Source organism: Novosphingobium sp. KACC 22771, from assembly GCF_028736195.1.
Taxonomy (GTDB): Bacteria; Pseudomonadota; Alphaproteobacteria; order Sphingomonadales; family Sphingomonadaceae; genus Novosphingobium.
Genome location: NZ_CP117881.1, coordinates 553745 through 574318, shown reverse-complemented (window position 1 = coordinate 574318; position 20574 = coordinate 553745). Strand labels below are relative to the sequence as shown.

The 20574-nt window shown below is 62.8% G+C and carries 17 protein-coding genes and 1 tRNA gene; 8 read left to right on the top strand and 10 right to left on the bottom strand.

Translation table 11 applies throughout. The features are described from left to right. Positions 1-467 precede the first annotated feature (467 nt). Both PQ467_RS02605 and PQ467_RS02600 read left to right on the top strand, forming a co-directional pair. Positions 468-1955 carry a M48 family metalloprotease gene (locus PQ467_RS02605; protein ID WP_274175006.1) on the top strand — a complete coding sequence of 496 codons (1488 nt, stop codon included), beginning with the start codon at positions 468-470 and terminating at the stop codon, positions 1953-1955. Between the two features lie 347 nt (positions 1956-2302). After that, complete coding sequence (locus PQ467_RS02600) at positions 2303-4132, top strand: phosphoenolpyruvate carboxykinase (GTP) (protein WP_274175005.1); 1830 nt, start codon at positions 2303-2305, stop codon at positions 4130-4132. A gap of 67 nt (positions 4133-4199) precedes the next feature. Here PQ467_RS02600 and PQ467_RS02595 read toward each other — a convergent pair whose 3' ends face one another. After that, positions 4200-5750 carry a phospholipase D-like domain-containing protein gene (locus PQ467_RS02595; protein ID WP_274175004.1) on the bottom strand — a complete coding sequence of 517 codons (1551 nt, stop codon included), beginning with the start codon at positions 5748-5750 and terminating at the stop codon, positions 4200-4202. 70 nt (positions 5751-5820) lie between these two features. Further along, positions 5821-5894, bottom strand: a tRNA-Gly gene (locus PQ467_RS02590). Positions 5895-6094: 200 nt separating this feature from the next. Here PQ467_RS02590 and PQ467_RS02585 point away from each other — a divergent pair. Further along, on the top strand, positions 6095-6598 hold the full coding sequence (locus PQ467_RS02585) for a GNAT family N-acetyltransferase (RefSeq protein ID WP_274175003.1): 504 nt from the start codon (positions 6095-6097) through the stop codon (positions 6596-6598). Positions 6599-6655: 57 nt separating this feature from the next. After that, the gene (locus tag PQ467_RS02580; RefSeq protein WP_274175002.1) at positions 6656-7270 is read left to right on the top strand and encodes a murein L,D-transpeptidase catalytic domain-containing protein; all 615 of its coding nucleotides are present in this window, start codon (positions 6656-6658) and stop codon (positions 7268-7270) included. Between the two features lie 49 nt (positions 7271-7319). Here PQ467_RS02580 and PQ467_RS02575 read toward each other — a convergent pair whose 3' ends face one another. After that, positions 7320-8804, bottom strand: a complete 1485-nt coding sequence (locus PQ467_RS02575) for a L,D-transpeptidase family protein (RefSeq protein WP_274175001.1) — start codon at positions 8802-8804, stop codon at positions 7320-7322. A gap of 187 nt (positions 8805-8991) precedes the next feature. On the opposite strand from PQ467_RS02575, the gene PQ467_RS02570 reads away from it, so the two are divergent. Beyond that, complete coding sequence (locus PQ467_RS02570) at positions 8992-9879, top strand: DMT family transporter (protein WP_274175000.1); 888 nt, start codon at positions 8992-8994, stop codon at positions 9877-9879. Positions 9880-10143: 264 nt separating this feature from the next. Beyond that, complete coding sequence (acnA, locus tag PQ467_RS02565; RefSeq protein ID WP_274174999.1) at positions 10144-12816, top strand: aconitate hydratase AcnA; 2673 nt, start codon at positions 10144-10146, stop codon at positions 12814-12816. A 138-nt stretch (positions 12817-12954) separates the two neighbouring features. Here acnA and PQ467_RS02560 read toward each other — a convergent pair whose 3' ends face one another. The 6 genes from PQ467_RS02560 to PQ467_RS02535 form a co-directional block, all read right to left on the bottom strand. Then, complete coding sequence (locus PQ467_RS02560; RefSeq protein WP_274174998.1) at positions 12955-13677, bottom strand: PEP-CTERM sorting domain-containing protein; 723 nt, start codon at positions 13675-13677, stop codon at positions 12955-12957. Between the two features lie 198 nt (positions 13678-13875). Further along, positions 13876-14916, bottom strand: a complete 1041-nt coding sequence (gene ruvB / locus PQ467_RS02555) for a Holliday junction branch migration DNA helicase RuvB (RefSeq protein ID WP_274174997.1) — start codon at positions 14914-14916, stop codon at positions 13876-13878. Between the two features lie 265 nt (positions 14917-15181). Next, the gene (gene ruvA, locus PQ467_RS02550; protein WP_274174996.1) at positions 15182-15793 is read right to left on the bottom strand and encodes a Holliday junction branch migration protein RuvA; all 612 of its coding nucleotides are present in this window, start codon (positions 15791-15793) and stop codon (positions 15182-15184) included. Between the two features lie 309 nt (positions 15794-16102). Next, positions 16103-16579: a crossover junction endodeoxyribonuclease RuvC gene (gene ruvC / locus PQ467_RS02545; protein ID WP_274174995.1), complete on the bottom strand. Its 477-nt coding sequence runs from the start codon at positions 16577-16579 to the stop codon at positions 16103-16105. Between the two features lie 69 nt (positions 16580-16648). Continuing rightward, positions 16649-17413, bottom strand: coding sequence for a YebC/PmpR family DNA-binding transcriptional regulator (locus PQ467_RS02540; protein WP_168603442.1), 765 nt, complete (start codon positions 17411-17413; stop codon positions 16649-16651). A 286-nt stretch (positions 17414-17699) separates the two neighbouring features. After that, positions 17700-17939: a DUF2312 domain-containing protein gene (locus tag PQ467_RS02535; protein WP_168603441.1), complete on the bottom strand. Its 240-nt coding sequence runs from the start codon at positions 17937-17939 to the stop codon at positions 17700-17702. A 359-nt stretch (positions 17940-18298) separates the two neighbouring features. Here PQ467_RS02535 and PQ467_RS02530 point away from each other — a divergent pair, with 359 nt between their 5' ends. Beyond that, complete coding sequence (locus tag PQ467_RS02530; protein ID WP_274174994.1) at positions 18299-18655, top strand: hypothetical protein; 357 nt, start codon at positions 18299-18301, stop codon at positions 18653-18655. Between the two features lie 19 nt (positions 18656-18674). Here the strand turns inward: PQ467_RS02530 and PQ467_RS02525 are convergent, their stop codons facing one another. Further along, on the bottom strand, positions 18675-19004 hold the full coding sequence (locus PQ467_RS02525; RefSeq protein ID WP_274174993.1) for a DUF1244 domain-containing protein: 330 nt from the start codon (positions 19002-19004) through the stop codon (positions 18675-18677). A gap of 83 nt (positions 19005-19087) precedes the next feature. On the opposite strand from PQ467_RS02525, the gene pyk reads away from it, so the two are divergent. Continuing rightward, complete coding sequence (gene pyk, locus PQ467_RS02520; RefSeq protein WP_274174992.1) at positions 19088-20569, top strand: pyruvate kinase; 1482 nt, start codon at positions 19088-19090, stop codon at positions 20567-20569. Positions 20570-20574: the final 5 nt, after the last annotated feature.

Sequence of the window (20574 nt, the reverse complement as noted above, 5' to 3'; positions counted from 1 at the left end):
CGTTATATGTTGAAACGATGTTGGCCATTTGAATCACCCTTGATTGAATAGCCTCGCTTATGACCGCAAGAAATTAATGGCGGCGGCCACGAAACTGGTAAATGCACGGGTGATCGACCTTTCAACTTATGTAATTTTTAAAAATTATTATACGCACTCATACATATATAAAAATTCACTCCATAATTTCCATGTTAATATTTCTGCACAATAGCAGCGATTTAAAACAGACGATCTGGTTTTTGAAAATAGTCACTTTCACCAAACAGCCGCCCTTCTCTCCCTTTCAAATAAAACCGGCCAATGACAGGATTGAGCTTATTGGGAAAAATCTGCGTGCCACGCGGAACATTTTTTTCGCTCGTGCGTTTCGCGAGCCCTCATGCGGCCTCCCAATCCGTCAATCCCTGTTGCAAGCGCCCCGCGATCAACGCTAACCCTTGCCTTCAATGGGCAGGGGGCTGATTATGAAAAGATGGGCATTGGCGGGTTTGATGGCGTTGACGGCGGCCGCCCCTCCGATCAACCTGCCCGGGCCGCAGGCGATTTCGCCCGATGATCGCGCCACCGGGGCCAAGGCACATCCCGACATGGTTTCGGAATATGGCGGCGCCTATTCCGGACCGCAGGCCGCGATAGTGCGCCGGGTGGGCCTGCGCGTGGCGGGCCAATCGGGCATCAGCAATGTCGAGCGCGACTTCACCTTCACCCTGCTCAATTCGCCGGTGGAAAATGCCTTCGCCATTCCGGGTGGCTATGTCTACACCACGCGCGCGCTGCTGGCGCTGATGAACAATGAGGATGAGCTCGGCTTTGTGCTGGGCCATGAGACCGGCCACATCGCCGCGCGCCATTCCGAAAAGCGGCAGCAGGTGGCCCAGCGCTCCACCCTGCTGGGCGCTCTGGGCCAGGCGGTGCTGGGCAGCGTGCTGGGCGGGGGCGCGATCGGGCAATTGGGCAATCAGTTGGGGCAGGCCGGGATCAACCGTCTGGTGGTGGGCCATGTGATGGCCTATTCGCGCGGCGAGGAATTCGAGGCCGACGATCTGGGCGGCGTCTATATGCAGAAGGCGGGTTACAATCCGGCCTATGCTTCCACCATGCTGGCCTCGCTGGCGGCGCAGACCGGGCTGGAATCGCGGCTTGCGGGCAATGCGCGCACGACGCCCGGCTGGGCCATGTCGCACCCCAACCCCGAGGCCCGCGTTACCCGCGCGCTGGACCGTGCGCGCCAGATGGGCATCGGCGCGCCGCCGGGGGCCAAGGCGAACGAGGCCTTTCTGCTTTCCCTGCGCGGCATGATCTATGATGACGATCCCGAGCAAGGTGTGATTGAGGGGCAGACCTTCACCTATCCGCCCGATCGGCTGCGTTTCACCGTTCCGGCGGGCTATGGCATGTCTAACGGATCGGATTCGGTCACCATCACCGCCAAAGGCAGCAATGGCCGGGGTCAGGCCAGCTTTACCGGCGGGGCCTATAAGGGCGACCTGAACACGCTGCTGCGGGCCCGGTTCAAGGCCATCGCCAAGGGCGGGCAAGTGGGCGAGATCAACGGCACCCCCGGCACGATCAACGGCATGCCCAGCATGAGCGCCGCCGTGCGCGCCAGCAACGGATCGACCACGGTGGACCTGAGCGTGGTGGCGGTCACGGTTGCGCCCGACCGCGCTTATGCCTTTACCGTGATGCAGCCTGCCGGACAGGGGCTGGGCGATCTGGCACCACTGGTCAACGGCCTGACGCGGATCACGCCCGCACAGGCCGCCGCGATCCGCCCGCGCATTGTCGATGTGGTGCGCGCAGAGCCGGGCGATACGGTGGCGACCATGGCCGCGCGCATGGCCTATAATGACAATGCGGCCGAACGCTTTCTGACGCTCAACGGCCTGCCCCCGGGCACCACGCGGCTAACGCCGGGCGCGATGGTCAAGCTGGTGGTGTGGAAGCGCTAGGGCCGGTTGGCCAAGGGCGGACAGCACATCGGTCCAACGTGGCATGACCAGCGCAGGTGATTCGGCCAAACCGCTGAGGCGCGACGCAAAAAGGACGTTATGTCATACATAAAGCCCGTTTTATTGCGGGTCACGCGTGCCTATTGTCTGGGTTATCGACATGCTGCAATGCACACTAAACTGAATACAGCAAAAATATTCGGCCATTTGCCGTTTCCTAAGCCCCAGTCGCCTTTTTCCTGCCCAAGAGGCCTCGACGAGGGGCGTTTGTGCTGATAGCGCATAGGTATGTTATGCAGCCAAAGCATGCGAATTCATACTTGCATTTGGCCCAGGTGAGGAACGCGATGACCCAAGACACCCTTTCCCCCGATTCGGTTCTGACCGCCCCGACCCGCAACCAGCGCCTGATCGACTGGGTTGAAGAGGTCGCCGCGCTGACCCGTCCGAAGGACATCGTGTGGTGTGACGGTTCGCAGGAGGAATGGGATCGCCTGACCTCGCAACTGGTCGATGCCGGCACGCTGGTGCGTCTGGCGCAGGACAAGCGCCCGAACAGCTTCTACACCCGTTCCGACCCGCGCGACGTGGCCCGCGTGGAAAGCCGCACCTTCATCTGTTCGGAAACGCCCGAAGGCGCCGGGCCGACCAACAACTGGCGCGATCCGGCCGAAACCCGCGAAACGCTGAACGGCCTGTTTGCCGGCGCCATGGAAGGGCGCACGATGTATGTCGTGCCCTTCTGCATGGGCCCGCTGGGTTCGGAAAGCAGCGTGGTGGGCGTCGAACTGACCGACAGCGCCTATGTCGTGCTCTCGATGCGCATCATGGCGCGCATGGGCCAGCCTGCTCTGGACATGCTGGGCCGCGACGGGTTCTTTGTGCCTTGTGTTCACACGGTCGGGATGCCGTTGACCGATGGCGTGGCCGATGTCGTGTGGCCCTGCAACGATGACAAGTGGATCGTCCACTATCCCGAAACCCGCGAAATCTGGTCCTATGGTTCGGGCTATGGCGGCAATGCGCTGCTGGGCAAGAAGTGCCTCGCGCTGCGCATTGCCAGCGTGATGGCGCGCGATGATGGCTGGCTGGCCGAACACATGCTGATCCTGAAAGTCACCCCGCCGGTGGGCGAGGCGCATTACATTGCCGCCGCCTTCCCCTCGGCCTGCGGCAAGACCAATATGGCGATGCTGGAATCCACCCTGTCCGGCTGGAAGGTGGAAACCATCGGCGACGACATCGCCTGGATGCGCCCCGGCAAGGACGGCCGCCTCTATGCGATCAACCCAGAAGCGGGCTTCTTCGGCGTGGCCCCCGGCACCGGCATCGACACCAACAAGAACGCGGTCGAAACGCTTTATGCCAACGCCATCTACACCAACACGGCGCTGACGCCCGATGGTGATGTGTGGTGGGAAGGGCTGACCAAGGACGTGCCCGAGGGTCTGATCGACTGGCAGGGCAACCCCTATGATCCGGCCAGCGGCAAGCCTGCGGCCCACCCCAACGCCCGTTTCGCGGTGCCCGCATCGCAGTGCCCCTCGATCGCGGCGGAATGGGAAGATCCGGCGGGCGTGCCGATCTCGGCCTTCCTGTTCGGCGGCCGCCGCGCGACTTCGGTGCCGCTCGTCACCGAAGCGTTTGACTGGAACCATGGCGTCTATCTGGCGGCCAACCTTGCCTCGGAAGGCACGGCGGCGGCGGAAAACAAGATCGGCGCGCTGCGCCGCGATCCCTTCGCCATGCTGCCCTTCTGCGGCTATGCGATGGGGGATTACTTCAAGCACTGGGTCGATATGGCCGGCAAGGTCGCCAACGACGGCGCCAACCTGCCCAAGATCTATCTGGTCAACTGGTTCCGCAAGAGCGGCGGCAAGTTCCTGTGGCCCGGTTATGGCGACAACATCCGCGTGGTGAAGTGGGTGATCGAGCGGGCGCAGGGCAAGGCGGATGCCACCGAGAGCGTCATCGGCCGTCACCCGGTCGAAGGCGGCGTCGACCTGTCGGGCCTGAACATCACGCCTGAGCAATATGCCGAACTGATGACCGTCAGCATTGATGGCTGGCGCGAAGAAGCCGAAGGCAATGGCCGCGATCTGGCCGCGCTGGGCACCTTGCCCGAGGCGATCCTTGAGCAGCAGGCCGCGCTGGAGGCGCGTCTGGCCAAGGCCTGACGCCTGACGGCCCTATTGTGAAACTCGCAGCCCCCGGTGCCATGCGCCGGGGGTTTTGCTTTTGGCGCTATCGCCTGCCCTGCCGGGTCCAGAGCGCGCCCATCAGCACCCCCGCGCCCAACGCGCCCAGCGCAAAAGCCGCAGCGTCCATCGGCCTATGATCGCGCCGCCAATGCGGCCGCAACCGTTGAAGCAAGGGCTTGCGCCGATCCAGCGCCTCGAACATTTCGCCCGGCCCTTCCGGGTCCAGGATCTTGTGATCCGCCAACCACATGCGCACTGCATCCAGATCAGGCACGACATAGGGCCGCAGCGAGCGCCCTTCTCCGCGCAAAGCCTCGATGGTCTGGATGATCGACCCGGTTCGCTCGATCCCCTCTGCGATCTCCTCGACCGAGCAGTTCAAATGTTCGGCCAGCAAGCCGTTGCGGATGCCGGCAATCGTGGCGCGCTCATCATCGTTGGCGGGCCTTTCGGCATCGATCACCACATCGCATTCGGTATCCAGCCGCAGCGAGCGGTTGTTGAAATTGGACGACCCCACGCGCAGGATCAGATCATCCACCACCGTCACCTTGGCATGGACATAAATCGGCGTCCCGCCCGCCGTATAGGGATGATAAAGGCGCAGGCGGCCATAGGGGTCCTGCTCCTGCAAGGCCTCGACCAATCGCGCGCGCGCCGAATCCATCGCCACCGGCTCCAGCCAGCCCTGCGCCGTATCAGGATGGACAATCACAAATTCCGGCCCATCGGGTTCAGCCAACCGTTTGGCAATCGCCTCGGCCACCTTGCGCGAGGCGAAATACTGGCTTTCGGCATAGACGAAGCGCCGCGCCCGCGCGATCAGATCGACATAGAGCGCCTCGATATCATAGCGCGGTTCCTGATCGGCCATTTCCGGCACGGTCAGCGCGATGCCCACCTCGACCTCGGTAAATTCGACCGCCACGTCGTCGGGCCAGCAATCCGCGCCGCCCTCCACCGCCGCGATGGGGTCGCCGCCGGACACCTCCCACCGGTCGCGACACATCTGACCCAAGGCCCCGGCAACCGGCCCCTGCAGGATGGTGGAGGCATCGTGCCATGGGCAATAGGGGGTGCCATCGGGGCGGATGCGGCGCGGCTCCTCATCGGCATGATCGCGCGTGTCCCAGCGGTCGACGGTCATGTCGATCCCCCCGCAAAAGGCAACATCATCGTCGATCACCACCACCTTTTGATGATGCGAACCGGCAGGCGGGTGATGGCCATCAAGGCGCAAATGGATCTGCGGGTCCTTGATCCATTTGGCGATGCGCAAGAGCGTTCGGCCATGGAACAGCGTCTTGAACGCGCCGGTATCCCACCGTAAAATATAGATATTCAAACCCGGTGTGCGTTTGACCAGCCAGCTCAGAAAGGCCCCCACCCGCACCGGCGCATCGTCATGTTCGCCATCGCCAAAGCGGATCCGGGCATCGAAATCCCACCCCACCAGCAGGATCTGCTTGCGCGCCTTGAGCATCGCGGCGCGCGCCGCCTTGAAATAGTCGTCGGCATCAATGATGACTTTGGCGCGGCGAGCATGTTCAATCCGCCAGCAATTGCGATCGGGATCGAGCAAAGTTTGGTCCATATCCCCGTTAACGGACCTGTGCCCCCTTCGTTCCCAAAGCGGTGTAACGGCCAATGCATTTTGCGGGGCTTGGAGCGGGTGAAGGGAATCGAACCCTCGTATTCAGCTTGGGAAGCTGCTGCTCTACCATTGAGCTACACCCGCACGCATTGAGAAGCTCAAGGCTTTCTCCGGCAGCGCCTGAAGTGAAGCACATCCCCTTCAGGCAGGCGGCGCGATTGCCACAGTCGAGCAGGATCGGTCAACACAAGTTTTGGGGTTAAGCCAAATTTCCGAAAAATCAAATTTCCGAAAAAATGCGCCCCACGCTTTTCACAATCGCAAATCGGGCTAAACCAAGCGTCATGACCAACACGATCCGCCCGGCGACGCCCGACGATGTCCCCCTGATTGCGCAATTGATCCGCGATCTGGCCGAATATGAGAAACTGTCGCACGAAGTGCGTTTTGACGAGGCAAACCTCACGCGCCATCTGTTCGGCCCGCATCCGATGGCCGAGGTGGTGATCGGCCAGATCGACGGGGCGCCGCAGGGCTTTGCGCTCTTCTTCCACAATTTCTCGACCTTCGAGGGCCGCCCCGGCATTTACCTTGAGGATCTCTATGTCCGCCCCGCCGCGCGTGGGTCGGGTCTGGGCAAGGCCTTGCTGCTCCATCTGGCCGCTCTGGCGCAGGAGCGCGGCTGTGCGCGGCTGGAATGGAGCGTTTTGGACTGGAACACGCCCTCGATCGAATTTTATCGCCGCATGGGCGCAAAGCCGATGGAACAATGGACGGTAATGCGCGTTGATGGCGCAACTTTGGCTCAACTCGCCGCTGACTCGCGTGATTCCATCGCAGGCGAATAGAAAAATTTACCCCGTTGCCCTAGGGCAACAGACATGGGAATCGCGAATCAGAATAACATGTTGAGCCGTCGTGCATTGCTGGGTGGAATGGCCCTTGGCGGGGTTGCCATGGCCACGCCCCTGCGTGTTGCCGCACAGGCTTCGGGCCTTTCCGAATATGAACGCCGCGTGGTGGGCATCGCCATGCGTGAGCGGGATCGCGTCGGCGCCATGCTGGCACGGCCCGATGTTGTGGCCATCGCCGATTTCAGCAAGCCTTCGCATGATGCGCGCCTGCATTTTGTTGACATGATCAGCGGCTCGGTGCGTTCGCATCTGGTGGCGCATGGTCGCGGGTCGGACCCGGCCCATGTCGGCTGGCTCAAGCAGTTTTCGAACAGTGTCGGCTCGTTTGCCACTTCGCGCGGTGCCTATCTGACCGCAGGCCAGTATGAGGGCAAATATGGCGCCTCAATGCGCCTGCGCGGGCTGGATCTGGACAATTCCAATGCGTTTGACCGCGCCATCGTGATGCATCCGGCATGGTATGCCGCGCCCGACATGGTGTCCAAATTCGGCAAGCTGGGCCGCTCGGAAGGCTGTTTTGCCATGGCGCCTGAAGATTTCAGCCTTGTGCTGGGCCATCTGGGCGCGGGCCGCCTGCTTTACGCCGACCGCATCAGCGAGGCGTGATCCCGGCGCGGCGCCGCTGATCGGTTCAGCAGCGCCGCCTCCCCGCAGGTTACAGCGGGTTATCCAGCTTGATCACTTCCTCATTGCTCTTGCGCTGTGTCGTATGCAGCGCACGGGGCGCATGGAAACTATCAATCACCGCGCCGTCGCGGCCATAGAGGTCGTTGAAACTGGCCAGCGTGCCGTTGATGTCGCGGCCATAGGTGAAATAGGTCAGATAGACCGGGAAGGTCCGCGTCATCGGCACCTTCTTGTACTTGCCCGCCTCAAACGTGGCGACAGCATCCTCCTGACTCATCCCCGCGCCCAGAATCGCCATGGTCATACCCAGCTCCACCGCACGGTCGGTGCGGATACAGCCGTGCGAGAAAGCGCGCACCTGCGCATCGAACAGCTTTTTCGAGGGCGTATCATGCAGATAGATGGCATGCGGGTTGGGCATGTCGATCTTCATCCGGCCCAGTGAATTGCTGTTGCCCGGCTGCTGCACCACCTGCAGGCTGCCATCCTCCATCCGCGTCACCTTGTATCCGGCGCGCGGTTTGGCCAGCAATTGCTGGCCCAGCCCCTCGCCCACGACGATGGATTGCGGCACGGTCCATGTGGGGTTGAACACCACCGCCTCGACCTTTTCGGCCAATTGCGGCGTGGCGGTGCGGCCCGGCTTGCCCACGATGGTGCGATAGGTGCGGATGTTGCGGCCGTTGACCGCCAGGCGCAGCTGAAACTCGGGCACATTGGTGATCAGATAAACCGGCCCCAGATCGCGCGGCAGCCAGCGCCAGCGGTCCATATTGATGCGGATCGCATCGCGCAGCTTGGTCTGCGCCTTGGGCGTGCCGGCCAGCGCCTCTTTGAGCGCGGCATAATCGGGATAGGTCGGCGCCAGACTGGCCAGCGTGCCGGGCACGTCATGGTTGGTGGTGGCGCGCTGCATCAAGGCGATGGTGGGATTTTCGTCCTGATCGGGATCGACGGCGAACCATTGGATGCGCGCGGTCATCGGCGTGCGCCCGTCGCGCAGATCCTCGACCAGCCAGGCAAAGCTCTTGCTGGCCTGTTCGTCCAGCGCCTGCCCCTCGCCGCCCTTGATCGCGGCGCGCAGCGCATCGGGTTGATAATCGGCGGGAAACAGTCCCTCCTCGCCGATCGCCATGATCGCGGCCAAGAGATCGCCCGCATCGGCCGCGCTCCAGTTGACGACCGCCTCCTGCACCGGGGTAGCGCCGGGCGACGGGCTGGGCGTGGGATAGGGGCTGGGCGTGGCCGAAGGTGTGGCCGAGACCGTAGGTGTGGGCGTGGGCCGCCCCGTTGGCGCCGCGCTGGCCGATGCGCTGGGGCGCGGGCTGGGGGATGCGCTGGATGTGGGCGTGGGGGTAGCCATATTGGCGGGGCGCACATTGGGCATTTTGCCCATACCCTGCTTACCCTCAACCGGACGATCCTGCGCCATGGCGGGATACAGGGCGCCCAGCCCCGAACCCAAGGCCAGAATCATTCCGCCCATCATCAACTTGCGCGTATTCATCATCATTCAACGCCCCTTTTTGCCCGGCCCGATACACTCAATTCAACGATGGCCAAGCACAGTTCGTCGCATACCATCCAGTATAGCCCCTGTCTGTTGGCTGAACACCACAGCGCATGCAAGCTCGACCTACCTTCTCATAGTGACGACTGGGCGCAAGCCCGCTAGGTGCTTAACGATCATGGCGCGCCCTTTGTTTCTTCCCCTTATTGCCGCCGCGGGCGGAATTGCCAGTTTCAGCGTGATGGACGCGCTGATGAAGCGGGCCTCGATCGAAACCGGGGTGCATGCGGCCTTGCTGTGGCGCAACATCATCGGGGCGGGTTTTGGGCTGGCGGTGTGGCAGATCGCCCATCCGGGGGCTTGGCCGGGGCGGCGTCTGGCGATGCATGCGATGCGCGCGGCCGTGACCAGCGGAATGGCCTTCGCCTTTTTCTGGGGCATTGTGCGCACGCCGATGGCGGTGGGTATGGCACTGTCGTTCATCGCGCCAATCATTGCGCTGTTCATGGCCGGCTTCGCGCTGGGCGAGGCGATCACGCGGCGCGCGCTGGGGGCCTCGGTCCTGGGGCTGCTGGGGGTCGGCGTAATCGGGCTGGGGCGGATGCAGGTGGGCGGCGCGTTGGCGCAGGACGCATGGCACGGCATGCTCGCGCTGCTGGGCTCGGCGGTGCTCTATGCCGCCAATCTGGTGATGCAGCGCCATCAGGCGCAAATGGCCCCGCCCGCCGAAATCGCCTTTTTCCAATCCTTATTTACCGCCGGTTTCCTGACCCTTGCGGGTTTGGCGATCGGCATGCCATCTGTACCGCAAGGGGCGGTCTGGCGCGATCTGATCGGGTCGGCGGGCCTGTCCTTTGTCTCGCTGATGCTGCTGTCATGGGGCTGGGCGCGGGCGCCCGCGCATCGGCTGCTGCCGGTGGAATATTCGGGTTTTCTCTGGGCCGCCCTGATGGGCTGGATCTGGTTTGGCGAAAGGCTCGATCTCTATACGCTAGGCGGCGCGGTGCTGGTCGTGGCGGGCTGCTGGCTGGGCGCGGGCGGACAGAAAGGCGAGCATACCGAGCAAGTCGCGCTGTGATCGCGCGCGCCGGGGCGAAGGGCATTTCTCCGACAATCCCGCGGCCTCTTAGGCTTATTTCGGATAACAATTCGCAATAGCAACAATATCCCATCCCCCCGCCCCTCTTCATTCCTTTTTCCACCTTTCGCGCCCTTGACGCGGGGCGGATTCACGCGCATCGGCCCTCATGCTGCAACCGCCCAAAGGCGGGCGAGATCGCGCCCGAACGCGCCTTTTCGTCTTTTTCGTCTCTGGGCCAATTGAGGTGAGGAAGACGCCCGTATGACCCAGGTCGGACAGGACTCGCTCGGCACCCGCTCGAAACTGAGCGCCGGTGGCAAGGAAGTCGCTTATTATTCGCTGAAGAAGGCCGCCGAAAAGTTCGGCGACATCAGCCGCCTGCCGTTCTCGATGAAGGTGCTGCTGGAAAACCTGCTGCGCTTTGAAGACGGCGGTTTCACCGTTTCGACCGCCGACGTCCAGGCGATTGTCGATTGGCAGAAGAACCCCAGCGAATCGTCGAACGAAATCCAGTATCGCCCCGCGCGCGTGCTGCTTCAGGACTTCACGGGCGTGCCCTGCGTGGTCGACCTTGCCGCGATGCGCGATGCCATCGCCACGCTTGGCGGCGACACCTCGAAGATCAACCCGCTGGTTCCCGTCAACCTCGTCATCGACCACTCGGTGATGGTGGACGAATTCGGTCATCCCAAGGCGTTCGAAGAGAACATGGAGATCGAATATCAGCGCAACATGGAGCGCTACGACTTCCTCAAGTGGGGCTCCAAGTCGCTCAACAATTTCTATGCCGTGCCGCCGGGCACCGGCATCTGCCACCAGGTGAACCTGGAAAACATCGCCCAGGCGGTGTGGACCAGCGTTGACCAGAACGGCGAAACCGTTGCCTATCCCGACACCTGCGTCGGCACCGACAGCCACACCACCATGGTCAACGGCCTTGGCGTGCTGGGCTGGGGCGTGGGCGGCATCGAGGCCGAAGCCGCGATGCTGGGTCAGCCCGTCTCGATGCTGATCCCCGAAGTGGTCGGCTTCAAGTTCACCGGCAAGCTGAAGGAAGGCGTGACCGCGACCGACCTCGTGCTGACCGCCACCAACATGCTGCGCAAGCATGGCGTGGTGGGCCGCTTCGTCGAATATTTCGGCCCCGGCCTTGCCGACCTCAGCCTCGCCGACCGCGCCACGCTGGCCAACATGGCGCCCGAATATGGCGCGACCTGCGGCTTCTTCGGCATTGACGACAAGACGCTGGACTATCTGCGCCTGACGGGCCGCGACGAAGGCCAGATCGAACTGGTCGAAGCCTATGCCAAGGAGCAGGGCTTCTGGATCGACCCCGCCGTCGAACCGATCTTCTCCTCGACGCTCGAACTCGACCTCTCGACGGTCGTGCCCTCGCTCGCCGGTCCGAAGCGTCCGCAGGACCGCGTCTCGCTTCCCGAAGTGGACGATGTGTTCAACGCCGACATGGCCAATGTCTATAAAAAGGCCCAGACCCGCGTTCCGGTCGAAGGCAAGGACTTTGACATCGGCGACGGCGACGTGACCATCGCGGCGATCACCTCCTGCACCAACACCTCGAACCCTTCGGTTCTGGTGGCTGCCGGTCTGGTTGCCAAGAAGGCCGACGAGCTGGGCCTCAAGCCCAAGCCCTGGGTCAAGACGTCGCTCGCCCCCGGTTCGCAGGTCGTCACCGACTACCTCGAAAAGGCCGGTCTCCAGAAGCACCTCGACAATGTCGGCTTCAACCTGGTCGGCTATGGCTGCACCACCTGCATCGGCAACTCGGGCCCGCTGGCCGAACCGATCAGCAAGGCGATCAACGAAAACGGCCTTGTTGCCGCCGCCGTGATCTCGGGCAACCGCAACTTTGAAGGCCGCGTCTCGCCCGACGTGCGCGCCAACTTCCTCGCTTCGCCGCCGCTGGTGGTGGCCTATGCGCTCAAGGGCACGGTGATCGAAGATTTCACCACCACCCCGATCGGCGTGTCGAACGAAGGCAAGGATGTGTTCCTCAAGGACATCTGGCCGACCAACGAAGAAGTCGCCACCACGATGGCCGGTTGCATGGACCGTCCGATGTTCGTGGCCCGCTATGCCGACGTCTATAAGGGCGACAAGCATTGGCAGGCGATCAACGTCACGGGTTCGGAAACCTACAAGTGGCAGGCAGGGTCGACCTATGTCGCCAACCCGCCCTACTTCGAAGGCATGACCATGGAGCCGGCGCCGGTTCAGGACATCGTCGATGCCAAGCCGCTGCTGATCCTGGGCGATTCGATCACCACCGACCACATCAGCCCCGCCGGCAACATCAAGGCCGACAGCCCCGCTGGTGAATGGCTGATGGAGCGTCAGGTCGCCAAGGCCGACTTCAACAGCTATGGCGCGCGCCGTGGCCACCACGAAGTGATGATGCGCGGCACCTTTGCCAACATCCGCATCAAGAACGAAATGGTCCCCGGCATCGAAGGCGGCATGAGCCGCTATGGTGAAGAAGTCGGCGCCGTGTTCGACGTTGCCCAGAAGCACAAGGCCGACGGTACGCCGCTGGTCGTGATCGCGGGCAAGGAATATGGCACCGGTTCGTCGCGTGACTGGGCCGCCAAGGGCACCAACCTGCTGGGCGTGCGCACCGTCATCGTCGAAAGCTTTGAGCGTATTCACCGCTCGAACCTGGTCGGCATGGGCGTGCTGCCGCTGCAGTTCAAGGATGGCGAAAACCGCCAGACGCTGGGCCTGGACGGCGATTGCTCGTTCACGATCCACGGCGTTGCCAGCCTCAAGCCGCGTCAGGACGTGACCGTGGAAGTCACCCGCAAGGATGGCACCAAGTTCACCTTCACCGCGCTGTGCCGCATCGATACCGCCAATGAAATCGAGTATTTCAACAATGGCGGCATCCTGCAGTACGTACTGCGCAAGCTGGCCGCGTAAGCGACCGCTTGATGCCAAAAAGAGGGGGCGGCCTTTGCGGGCTGCCCCTTTTTTGTGGGCGCGAGATTGGTTGGGGCCATAAAAAAGCGCCGCCGGGATAATCCGGGCGGCGCTTTTTTCGCGGCGAATGGTAGGGCTTCAGGCGGCCTGCGCCTTGCCCTTACGGCGGCGGGCAAACATGGCGCCGGCCGCTCCGCCAAACAGCAGCAGCATCGGCGGAGCGGGAACCTGTGTGCCGCCTGTGGTGCTGGTCGAGGTCGAAGTGGACGTCGAGGTGCTGCCCGAGGTCGAGGTCGACGTGCTGGTCGATGTCGAACTGCTGGTGGATGTTGACGAGGACGTCGAAGACGAACCGGAGGTGGACGACGATCCCGAGGTCGACGACGAACCCGAAGTCGAGGTCGAGCCCGAGGTGGATGTCGAACCCGAGGTGGACCCCGATGTCGATCCGCTGGAATTCACCACGATGACATTGCCGCTGGTCCCGCCAAAGAAGCCGCCGATATAGCCGCCGCCAAAGCCCCAATTGCTGTAATAGCCGCGCGCGCGTTCGGCCGAGAGCGGGCTGGGGGCCGGCGCGGGCGTGTTGGGCGTCAGATCGGCCGCGGGCAGGCCCGGGGGCGGCATCGGCACCATGGCATTGCGCGTCACGGTCTTGGTGCAGCAATCCTTCTGGACCACCACGGTGCGCGTCACCACCTGCTTGCGCACGACCACGGGGGCCTTATGCGCCTTGGCGTGTTTGACATATTGCGGTTTGTTGCTGCTGGCCTTTTCGGCGATATGCACCGCACCGCCGCCAATCAGCGCGGTGCCTGCCACCAGACCGGCAACTTTGGCGAGCCCCAAACGAACCGACATAACCATCTCTCTTTCCTGTGGTCGGCAAAGGCCCGCCTCCTTTCGGACGCAAGGCGATTCTGCCCTCACCTGAGAGATCATGCAGGAAGGAGCAGCCGACAACCTGATGGGGAGGGCTGGGCTGTCCCGAAACGGGATTCGCCCCTATTCATCGATATTTAACCATGGGCCGTCCCGTTATGACACGGAAATAGGTGTTTATTCGGGGTCATTGCCGTCAAACAGGCCGCCCTGCGCGCCCTGCCCGCTGGGCGGGGTCAGGCCCAGATGCTGCCAGCCGCGATCATTGAGACAGCGCCCGCGCGCGGTGCGCGCCACCATGCCAAGCTGGATCAGGTAGGGCTCGATCACTTCCTCGATCGTGTCGCGCGGTTCCGACAGGCCCGCCGCCAGCGTATCGGCGCCCACCGGCCCGCCCTTGTAGATATCGGCGATCATATGCAGATAACGGCGATCCTGCGCATCCAGCCCCGCATTGTCCACCTCCAGCCGTGTCAGGGCATTGTCGGCGATGGTCTGGGTGATCACTTCACTGCCCGCGACGTGAGCGAAATCGCGCACCCGGCGCAGCAGGCGCCCGGCCACGCGCGGCGTGCCACGCGAACGACGGGCAATTTCGCGCGCGCCCTCTGCCGCGATGCCGATGCCCAGCAGGCCCGCCCCGCGGGTGATGACCCGTTCGAGTTCGTCCACGGAATAGAATTGCAGGCGCACCGGAATGCCGAAACGGTCACGCAAAGGCGTCTGGAGCAAGCCAGCCCGCGTCGTCGCCCCAATCAGCGTGAAAGGCGGCAGGTCAATCCGCACCGAGCGCGCCGAAGGGCCTTCGCCGATCATCAGATCGAGCGCCCGGTCCTCCATCGCGGGGTACAGCACTTCCTCGACCACCGGATTGAGGCGGTGGATTTCGTCGATGAACAGCACATCGCCATGTTCAAGATTGGTCAGCAGCGCGGCCAGATCGCCCGCCTTGGCGATCACCGGACCGGAGGTGGCCTTGAAATTGACGCCCAGCTCACGCGCGATGATCTGCGCCAGCGTGGTCTTGCCCAGTCCCGGCGGCCCGAAAAACAGCGTGTGGTCCAGCGCCTCGCCGCGCGATTTGGCCGATTCAATAAAGACGTGCAGGTTGTCCTTGGCGGCCGCCTGCCCCACGAATTCGGCCAGAGATTTGGGACGCAGCGCGGCATCCATGTCCTCGATCTGACGATGGGCGGAAAGGAGGGGGTTGTCGGTCATGGATGGGGCCGTTCAGAAAGTGCGTGGCCAAGGACATGGTACAAGAAGCGTCGGTAATGTTTGAACAAAACAATCAGCATGACCGGAACACTCAAGCGACTCGCGAAAGAGTAGAGCAACTCCCATATGCTTCTCACAGGGCAACCTTGTTCCGTAAAATGGCACTCTGGTTCACCAACGGCCAAGAAATCCATCGACCATCGCAACAAGATAGCCCCTGCGACCATCGCATAAATCCCATAGGCCAGAAAGCGTAGCGCGGCCTTCATCCCGCCGCCTTCTTCAACGCCACGCGGATCAGGGCGGAAACCCCCGCCTCCTCGCCCAGTTCGGCGATGGCGGCGTCGGTGGCGCTGGCGGCGATGTTCGGTTTGAAGCCGAGGTTCTGCAAGGCCGAGACGACATCGCCCGCGACATTGCCCTCCGGCATCGCGACACCGGCCGAAACCGCCGCGCCGGCCGGGCCCGTCGGCAATGCGCCCGCCTTGTCCTTCAATTCATTGACGATGCGCGCGGCCAGTTTCGGCCCCACGCCATTGGCCCGCGCCACCATCGCCGCGTCTCCGCCAGCGCAAGCCCGCTGCAATTCCTCGACCGTCAGCGCAGACAGGATCGCCAGCGCGACCTTTGACCCCACCCCCTGCACCACCGTCAGCAGCTTGAACCAGGCCCGCTCCCCCGCGCTGGTAAAACCGATCAGGCGCATGTCCGTCTCGCTCACCTGCATCTCGGTGTAAACCGTGCAGGCGTCGCCCCGAATGCCCAGCGCCGCCAGCGTCCGACCCGAGCAGAACACCAGATAGCCTACGCCATTGACATCAATCACCGCCCAATCCGGGCCGAAGTCGTCCAATATGCCGGTGAGTTTCGCAATCATAGGCGCACCCTAGACGGAGCGGAACGATTTGGGAACATTTTTTGATTGGGAGGGGGAAGGTTTGCCTCCGGCGGGTTAAGGGCGGGGGCCCTTAACAATCCCATTATGGGGTGGTGCGAGGTTGGTCACGGTGTGGATTGGGTCGATGCTTTTAAAGCCTGCGGCGCGGCAAGCACAGCGCCAAAAGCGCCGCAGGCTTTAAACGCATCGCGCCCAAGCCCAACGCCGCCGCCATAGCGCAACATAGACAGTATCGGGATTGTTAAGGGCCCCCGCCCTTAACCCGCCGGAGGCACTAAAACCCCAAAATCACAAATGCGCCCCCACATGATGCGCATGGGTGATCGCCACAGCCAGAGCATCGGCCGCATCCGCCCCCGCTAATTTCACTCCCGGCAACAGCACTTTCAACATATGCTGCACCTGCTCCTTGGCCGCCCCGCCCGTGCCGACCAGCGCCTTCTTCACCACTTTCGACGGATATTCCGACACCGGCAGCCCGGCGCGGGCCAGCGACAGCAAAGCCGCCCCCCGTGCCTGCCCCAGTTTGAGCGTCGATTGCGGGTTCACGTTGACGAAGATTTCCTCGACCACGCCGAAGTCGGGACGATAGATCTCGATCACGCGCGCGATGGTCGTGTCAAGTTCGAGCAGGCGCGAGGCCATCGAGCCTTCCTTGTCGGTGCGGATCTGGCCATTCGCGACATGGCTGATCCGGCTGCCCGATTTGGCGACGATGCCCCATCCGGTGCAAACAAGGCCCGGGTCGATGCCTAAAATGATCATGCAGGCCCTATAAAGCAAAAGGGCGGGAGGATCATCCCCCCGCCCCTTATGGGATCGCGGAAAACCGGATCAGCCCAGCGTGGCCATGATCTCGTCGGGGATTTCGTAATTGCCCCAGACGGTCTGGACGTCATCATCGTCTTCGAGAACATCGATCAGCTTGAGCAGCGTGGCGGCGGCATCGGCATCGACCGTCGCCTTGATCTGCGGGCGCCAGGCCAGCTTCACGCCTTCGGCCTCGCCCAGCACCTTTTCCAGCTCGCGCGCGACGGGGTGGAGCGAATCGACCGCGACCCAGATCGAGTGGCTGCCGGGGTTTTCGTCGCCATCGCCCATATCCGATTCGACGTCCTCGGCGCCGGCCTCGATGGCGGCTTCCAGAACCTTGTCCTCATCGCCGACGCTGGCGGGATATTCGATCAGGCCGAGGCGGTCAAAGCCATGCGACACCGCGCCGCTGGCGCCAAGATTGCCGCCGTTTTTGGCAAAGGCGGTGCGCACATTGGTGGCGGTGCGGTTGCGGTTGTCGGTCAGCGCCTCGACGATGATCGCCACGCCGCCCGGGCCATAGCCCTCATAGCGCACTTCTTCATAGTTTTCAGCATCGCCCTTGCTCGCCTTGTCGATGGCGCGCTGGATATTGTCCTTGGGCATCGACTGGGCCTTGGCCGCGTTGACGGCGGCGCGCAGGCGCGGGTTCATGTCCGGATCGGGCATACCCATCTTGGCCGCCACGGTGATTTCGCGCGAAAGCTTGGAGAACTGCGCCGAACGCTTCTTATCCTGAGCGCCCTTGCGGTGCATGATGTTCTTGAATTTGGAATGGCCTGCCATGGATCACTTCATATTGCTATGTGTGGAGTTGGCAGCGCCGATAGCCGAGATGCGCGCTTTGGGCAATTGCCCGCGCGCAACAGAGATGGCACAAATGCGACGTTGTTGGCGAAGGAGGTTCGCCGGGAAAGCCAAACTCCGCCCGTAAACCGGTTTGGGCAACCCTGTGGCCGCAGGATGGGTGGCGGTGGGGAAGTCGGCCCACCTGTCAAATGGTGCCCCGCGGAGTGTAAGGCGCCAACAGCCCCGCCGCCCGCACCGGGGCGGACAGGGCCGCTTGCATGGTTCAGTCGATGCCCAGAGCGTTGAGGTAAACCTCCAGGATCGCTTCCTGTTCCTTGCGGTCGTCGGGCTTCATCTTGCGGATGCGGACCACCTGCTTCATCGCCTTGGGGTCATAGCCGGTGGCCTTGCCCTCGTTATAGACGTCCTTGATGTCGTCGCTGATGCCCTTCTTTTCTTCTTCCAGACGCTCGATACGCTCGATCAGCAGGCGCAGGCGTTCGTCAGCTGCCATTTCAGCCATGGGTAAAATCTCCGAAATTGGTCAAAGTTGAGAATCGGTTTGCCCGACCAGATAGCGGGGCGAGCGCGCAAGGGGAATATGGCCACCGATTAATCCCCAGCCGAAGCGGAAAAATGGAACCACAAATCCTGAACCGAAAATTAATGAAATAACAGATACAGTTGATTATTATTGAATTTTCACCCGGAGCAATCAATATGGTCTTGGCCCGCGCAATCTTTCTTGCCTGCCTGACGGGGACTGCCGCCTACGCGCAAGCCCCCACCGACAGTCCCCAACCTATGCCATCCACCCCAACACAGAGTTCGGAGCTGAACCTGCATTTGATCTGTCGCGGAACCGGCGAAAGAAAGGTCACCATGGGCAGTTCGGGCCTCGCCTTCGGTTCGTCGGGCCAATCGGCATGGGGCATCGGCTCGCATCAGAACCTCTCGCAATTTGGCGAACAGTTGGACATCGACATCCAGAACGGCAAGGCGCGTGCGCGCGTTCCCCGGCGATTTTTGCCCACACTGCATGGCGGCGACGGCGGCTGGTTTGATGTGATCGAACTGGCGATCGGCGACAGCGATATCAAGGGCAAGGTTGCCATCAATATCGCCAATCACCCCAACCTGCGCATTGATCGCCGCTCGGGCTCGGTGGCGCTGGACGGCAAGGTCGGCGCCTTTTCCGGCCAATGTGAAAAATTTGCCCCCGATCAAAAGGCTTTTTGAACGGGCAGGAACGCCCCCGTCAATGACCGGGCGCGTTCCTGGCCACGCTCTCCCTCATGCGCTCCAATTGCTCGGGGGTGGCTTCGGTCTGATAGCGGCTTTTCCATTCATCGGCAGGCATGCCGTGGATGACCTCGCGCGCGGCGCCCTTGTCGAGCGGGGCGCCCGCCGCTACGATCCAGTCCGCAAGACAATTGCGGCAAAAACCGGAGAGGCCCATCAGGTCGATATTCTGCGCATCATGGCGATGGCGCAGGTGGCGGACCAGCCGGCGAAAGGCGGCGGCGGCGTGCGCATCATCAAGTTCGTCGAGCGGATCGGGAATCGTTTGTTGTGCATTCATATTCATGGGTCCATCCGGAGTGAGTTGTTCTTGGGTTTGCAATCAGCCTTTGCCATAGGCTGATGCCCGTCCCAAAGGGAGAAATCGGTGTGACGAAACTCAATCCGCGCGGCCGCAAGGTCAAGATTCTGGCAACGCTCGGCCCGGCCAGCAGCGATCCGGAGATGATCGAAAAGCTGGTGCGCGCCGGGGCGGACGCTTTCCGCGTCAATATGAGCCATGCCGACCATTCGGTGCATACCAGGACCATCGCCAATGTGCGCTCGGTCGAGGCCAAGCTGAAAAAGCCCATCGCCATCCTGGCCGACCTTCAGGGCCCCAAGCTGCGCGTGGGCGCGTTCAAGGATGGCCGCGCGGTGATCCGCCATTCGGGCCACTTCACCTTTGACCGCAACCCGGAGCCGGGCGATGAAAACCGCGTGTGCCTGCCGCACCCGGAACTGTTCGGCATCCTGCAAAAGGGCCAGCGCCTGCTGATCGACGACGGCAAGCTGCGCCTGCGCGTGATCCGCGCGGATGAAAACGAAATCCTGTGCAGCGCCGAAGTGGGCGGGGTGATCTCCGACCGCAAGGGTGTGAACATTCCCGACGCGGTGGTGCCGGTGCCGGCGCTGACCGAAAAGGACCGCCGCGATCTGGCCTTTGCGATCGAGCATGGCGCCGATTTCATCGGCCTCTCCTTCGTCCAGCGTCCCGAGGACGTGGCCGAATGCCGCCGTCTGATGGGCGGCCATGGCGCGCTGATCGCCAAGATCGAAAAGCCCGCCGCGCTTGAAACGCTCGAAGGCATCATCGAACTGTCGGACGGCATCATGGTGGCGCGCGGCGACCTTGGCGTCGAACTGCTGCCCGAGGAAGTGCCGCCGATCCAAAAGCGCATCGTCGAGCTGACCCGCCGCAGCGGCAAGCCGGTGATCGTGGCGACGCAGATGCTCGAATCGATGATCGAGAGCCCCGCGCCCACCCGCGCCGAAGTCTCGGACGTGGCCAATGCGGTCTATGACGGCGCGGATGCGGTGATGCTCTCGGCCGAAACCGCCGCTGGCCAGTGGCCGGAAGAAGCGGTGACGATCATGCACCGCATCGCCACCCAGGTCGAAAACGATTCGTACTATCGCCAGCGCGTCCATCTGGCCGAGATCAATCCGGATCAGACCACCGCCGACGCCTTGGCCAAGGCTTGCGCCGCGATTGCCGACACCGTCACGCTGACCGGCGTGATCGTGTTCACCGGCTCAGGCTCGACCTCGCGCCGCGTCGCGCGCGAGCGGCCCTCGGTGCCGATGCTGGTGCTGACGCCCAGCATGAACACCGCGCGCCGCTCGGCGCTGCTGTGGGGCGCCCATGCGGTCCACACGCGCGACATCGGTTCGTTCGAGGAAATGATCGCCAAGGGCAAGCGCATGGCGCTGCGCCACGGGTTCGGCGTTGCGGGCAGCAAGCTGGTCGCGCTGGCGGGCGTCCCCTTTGGCACGCCGGGGGCGACCAACCTGCTCCATGTCGTGACGCTGCGCGGCAATGAACTGGAACTCTATCGCGCCGTTGAGGAAGACGGCAGCGACGCGGAGTAAAGCCT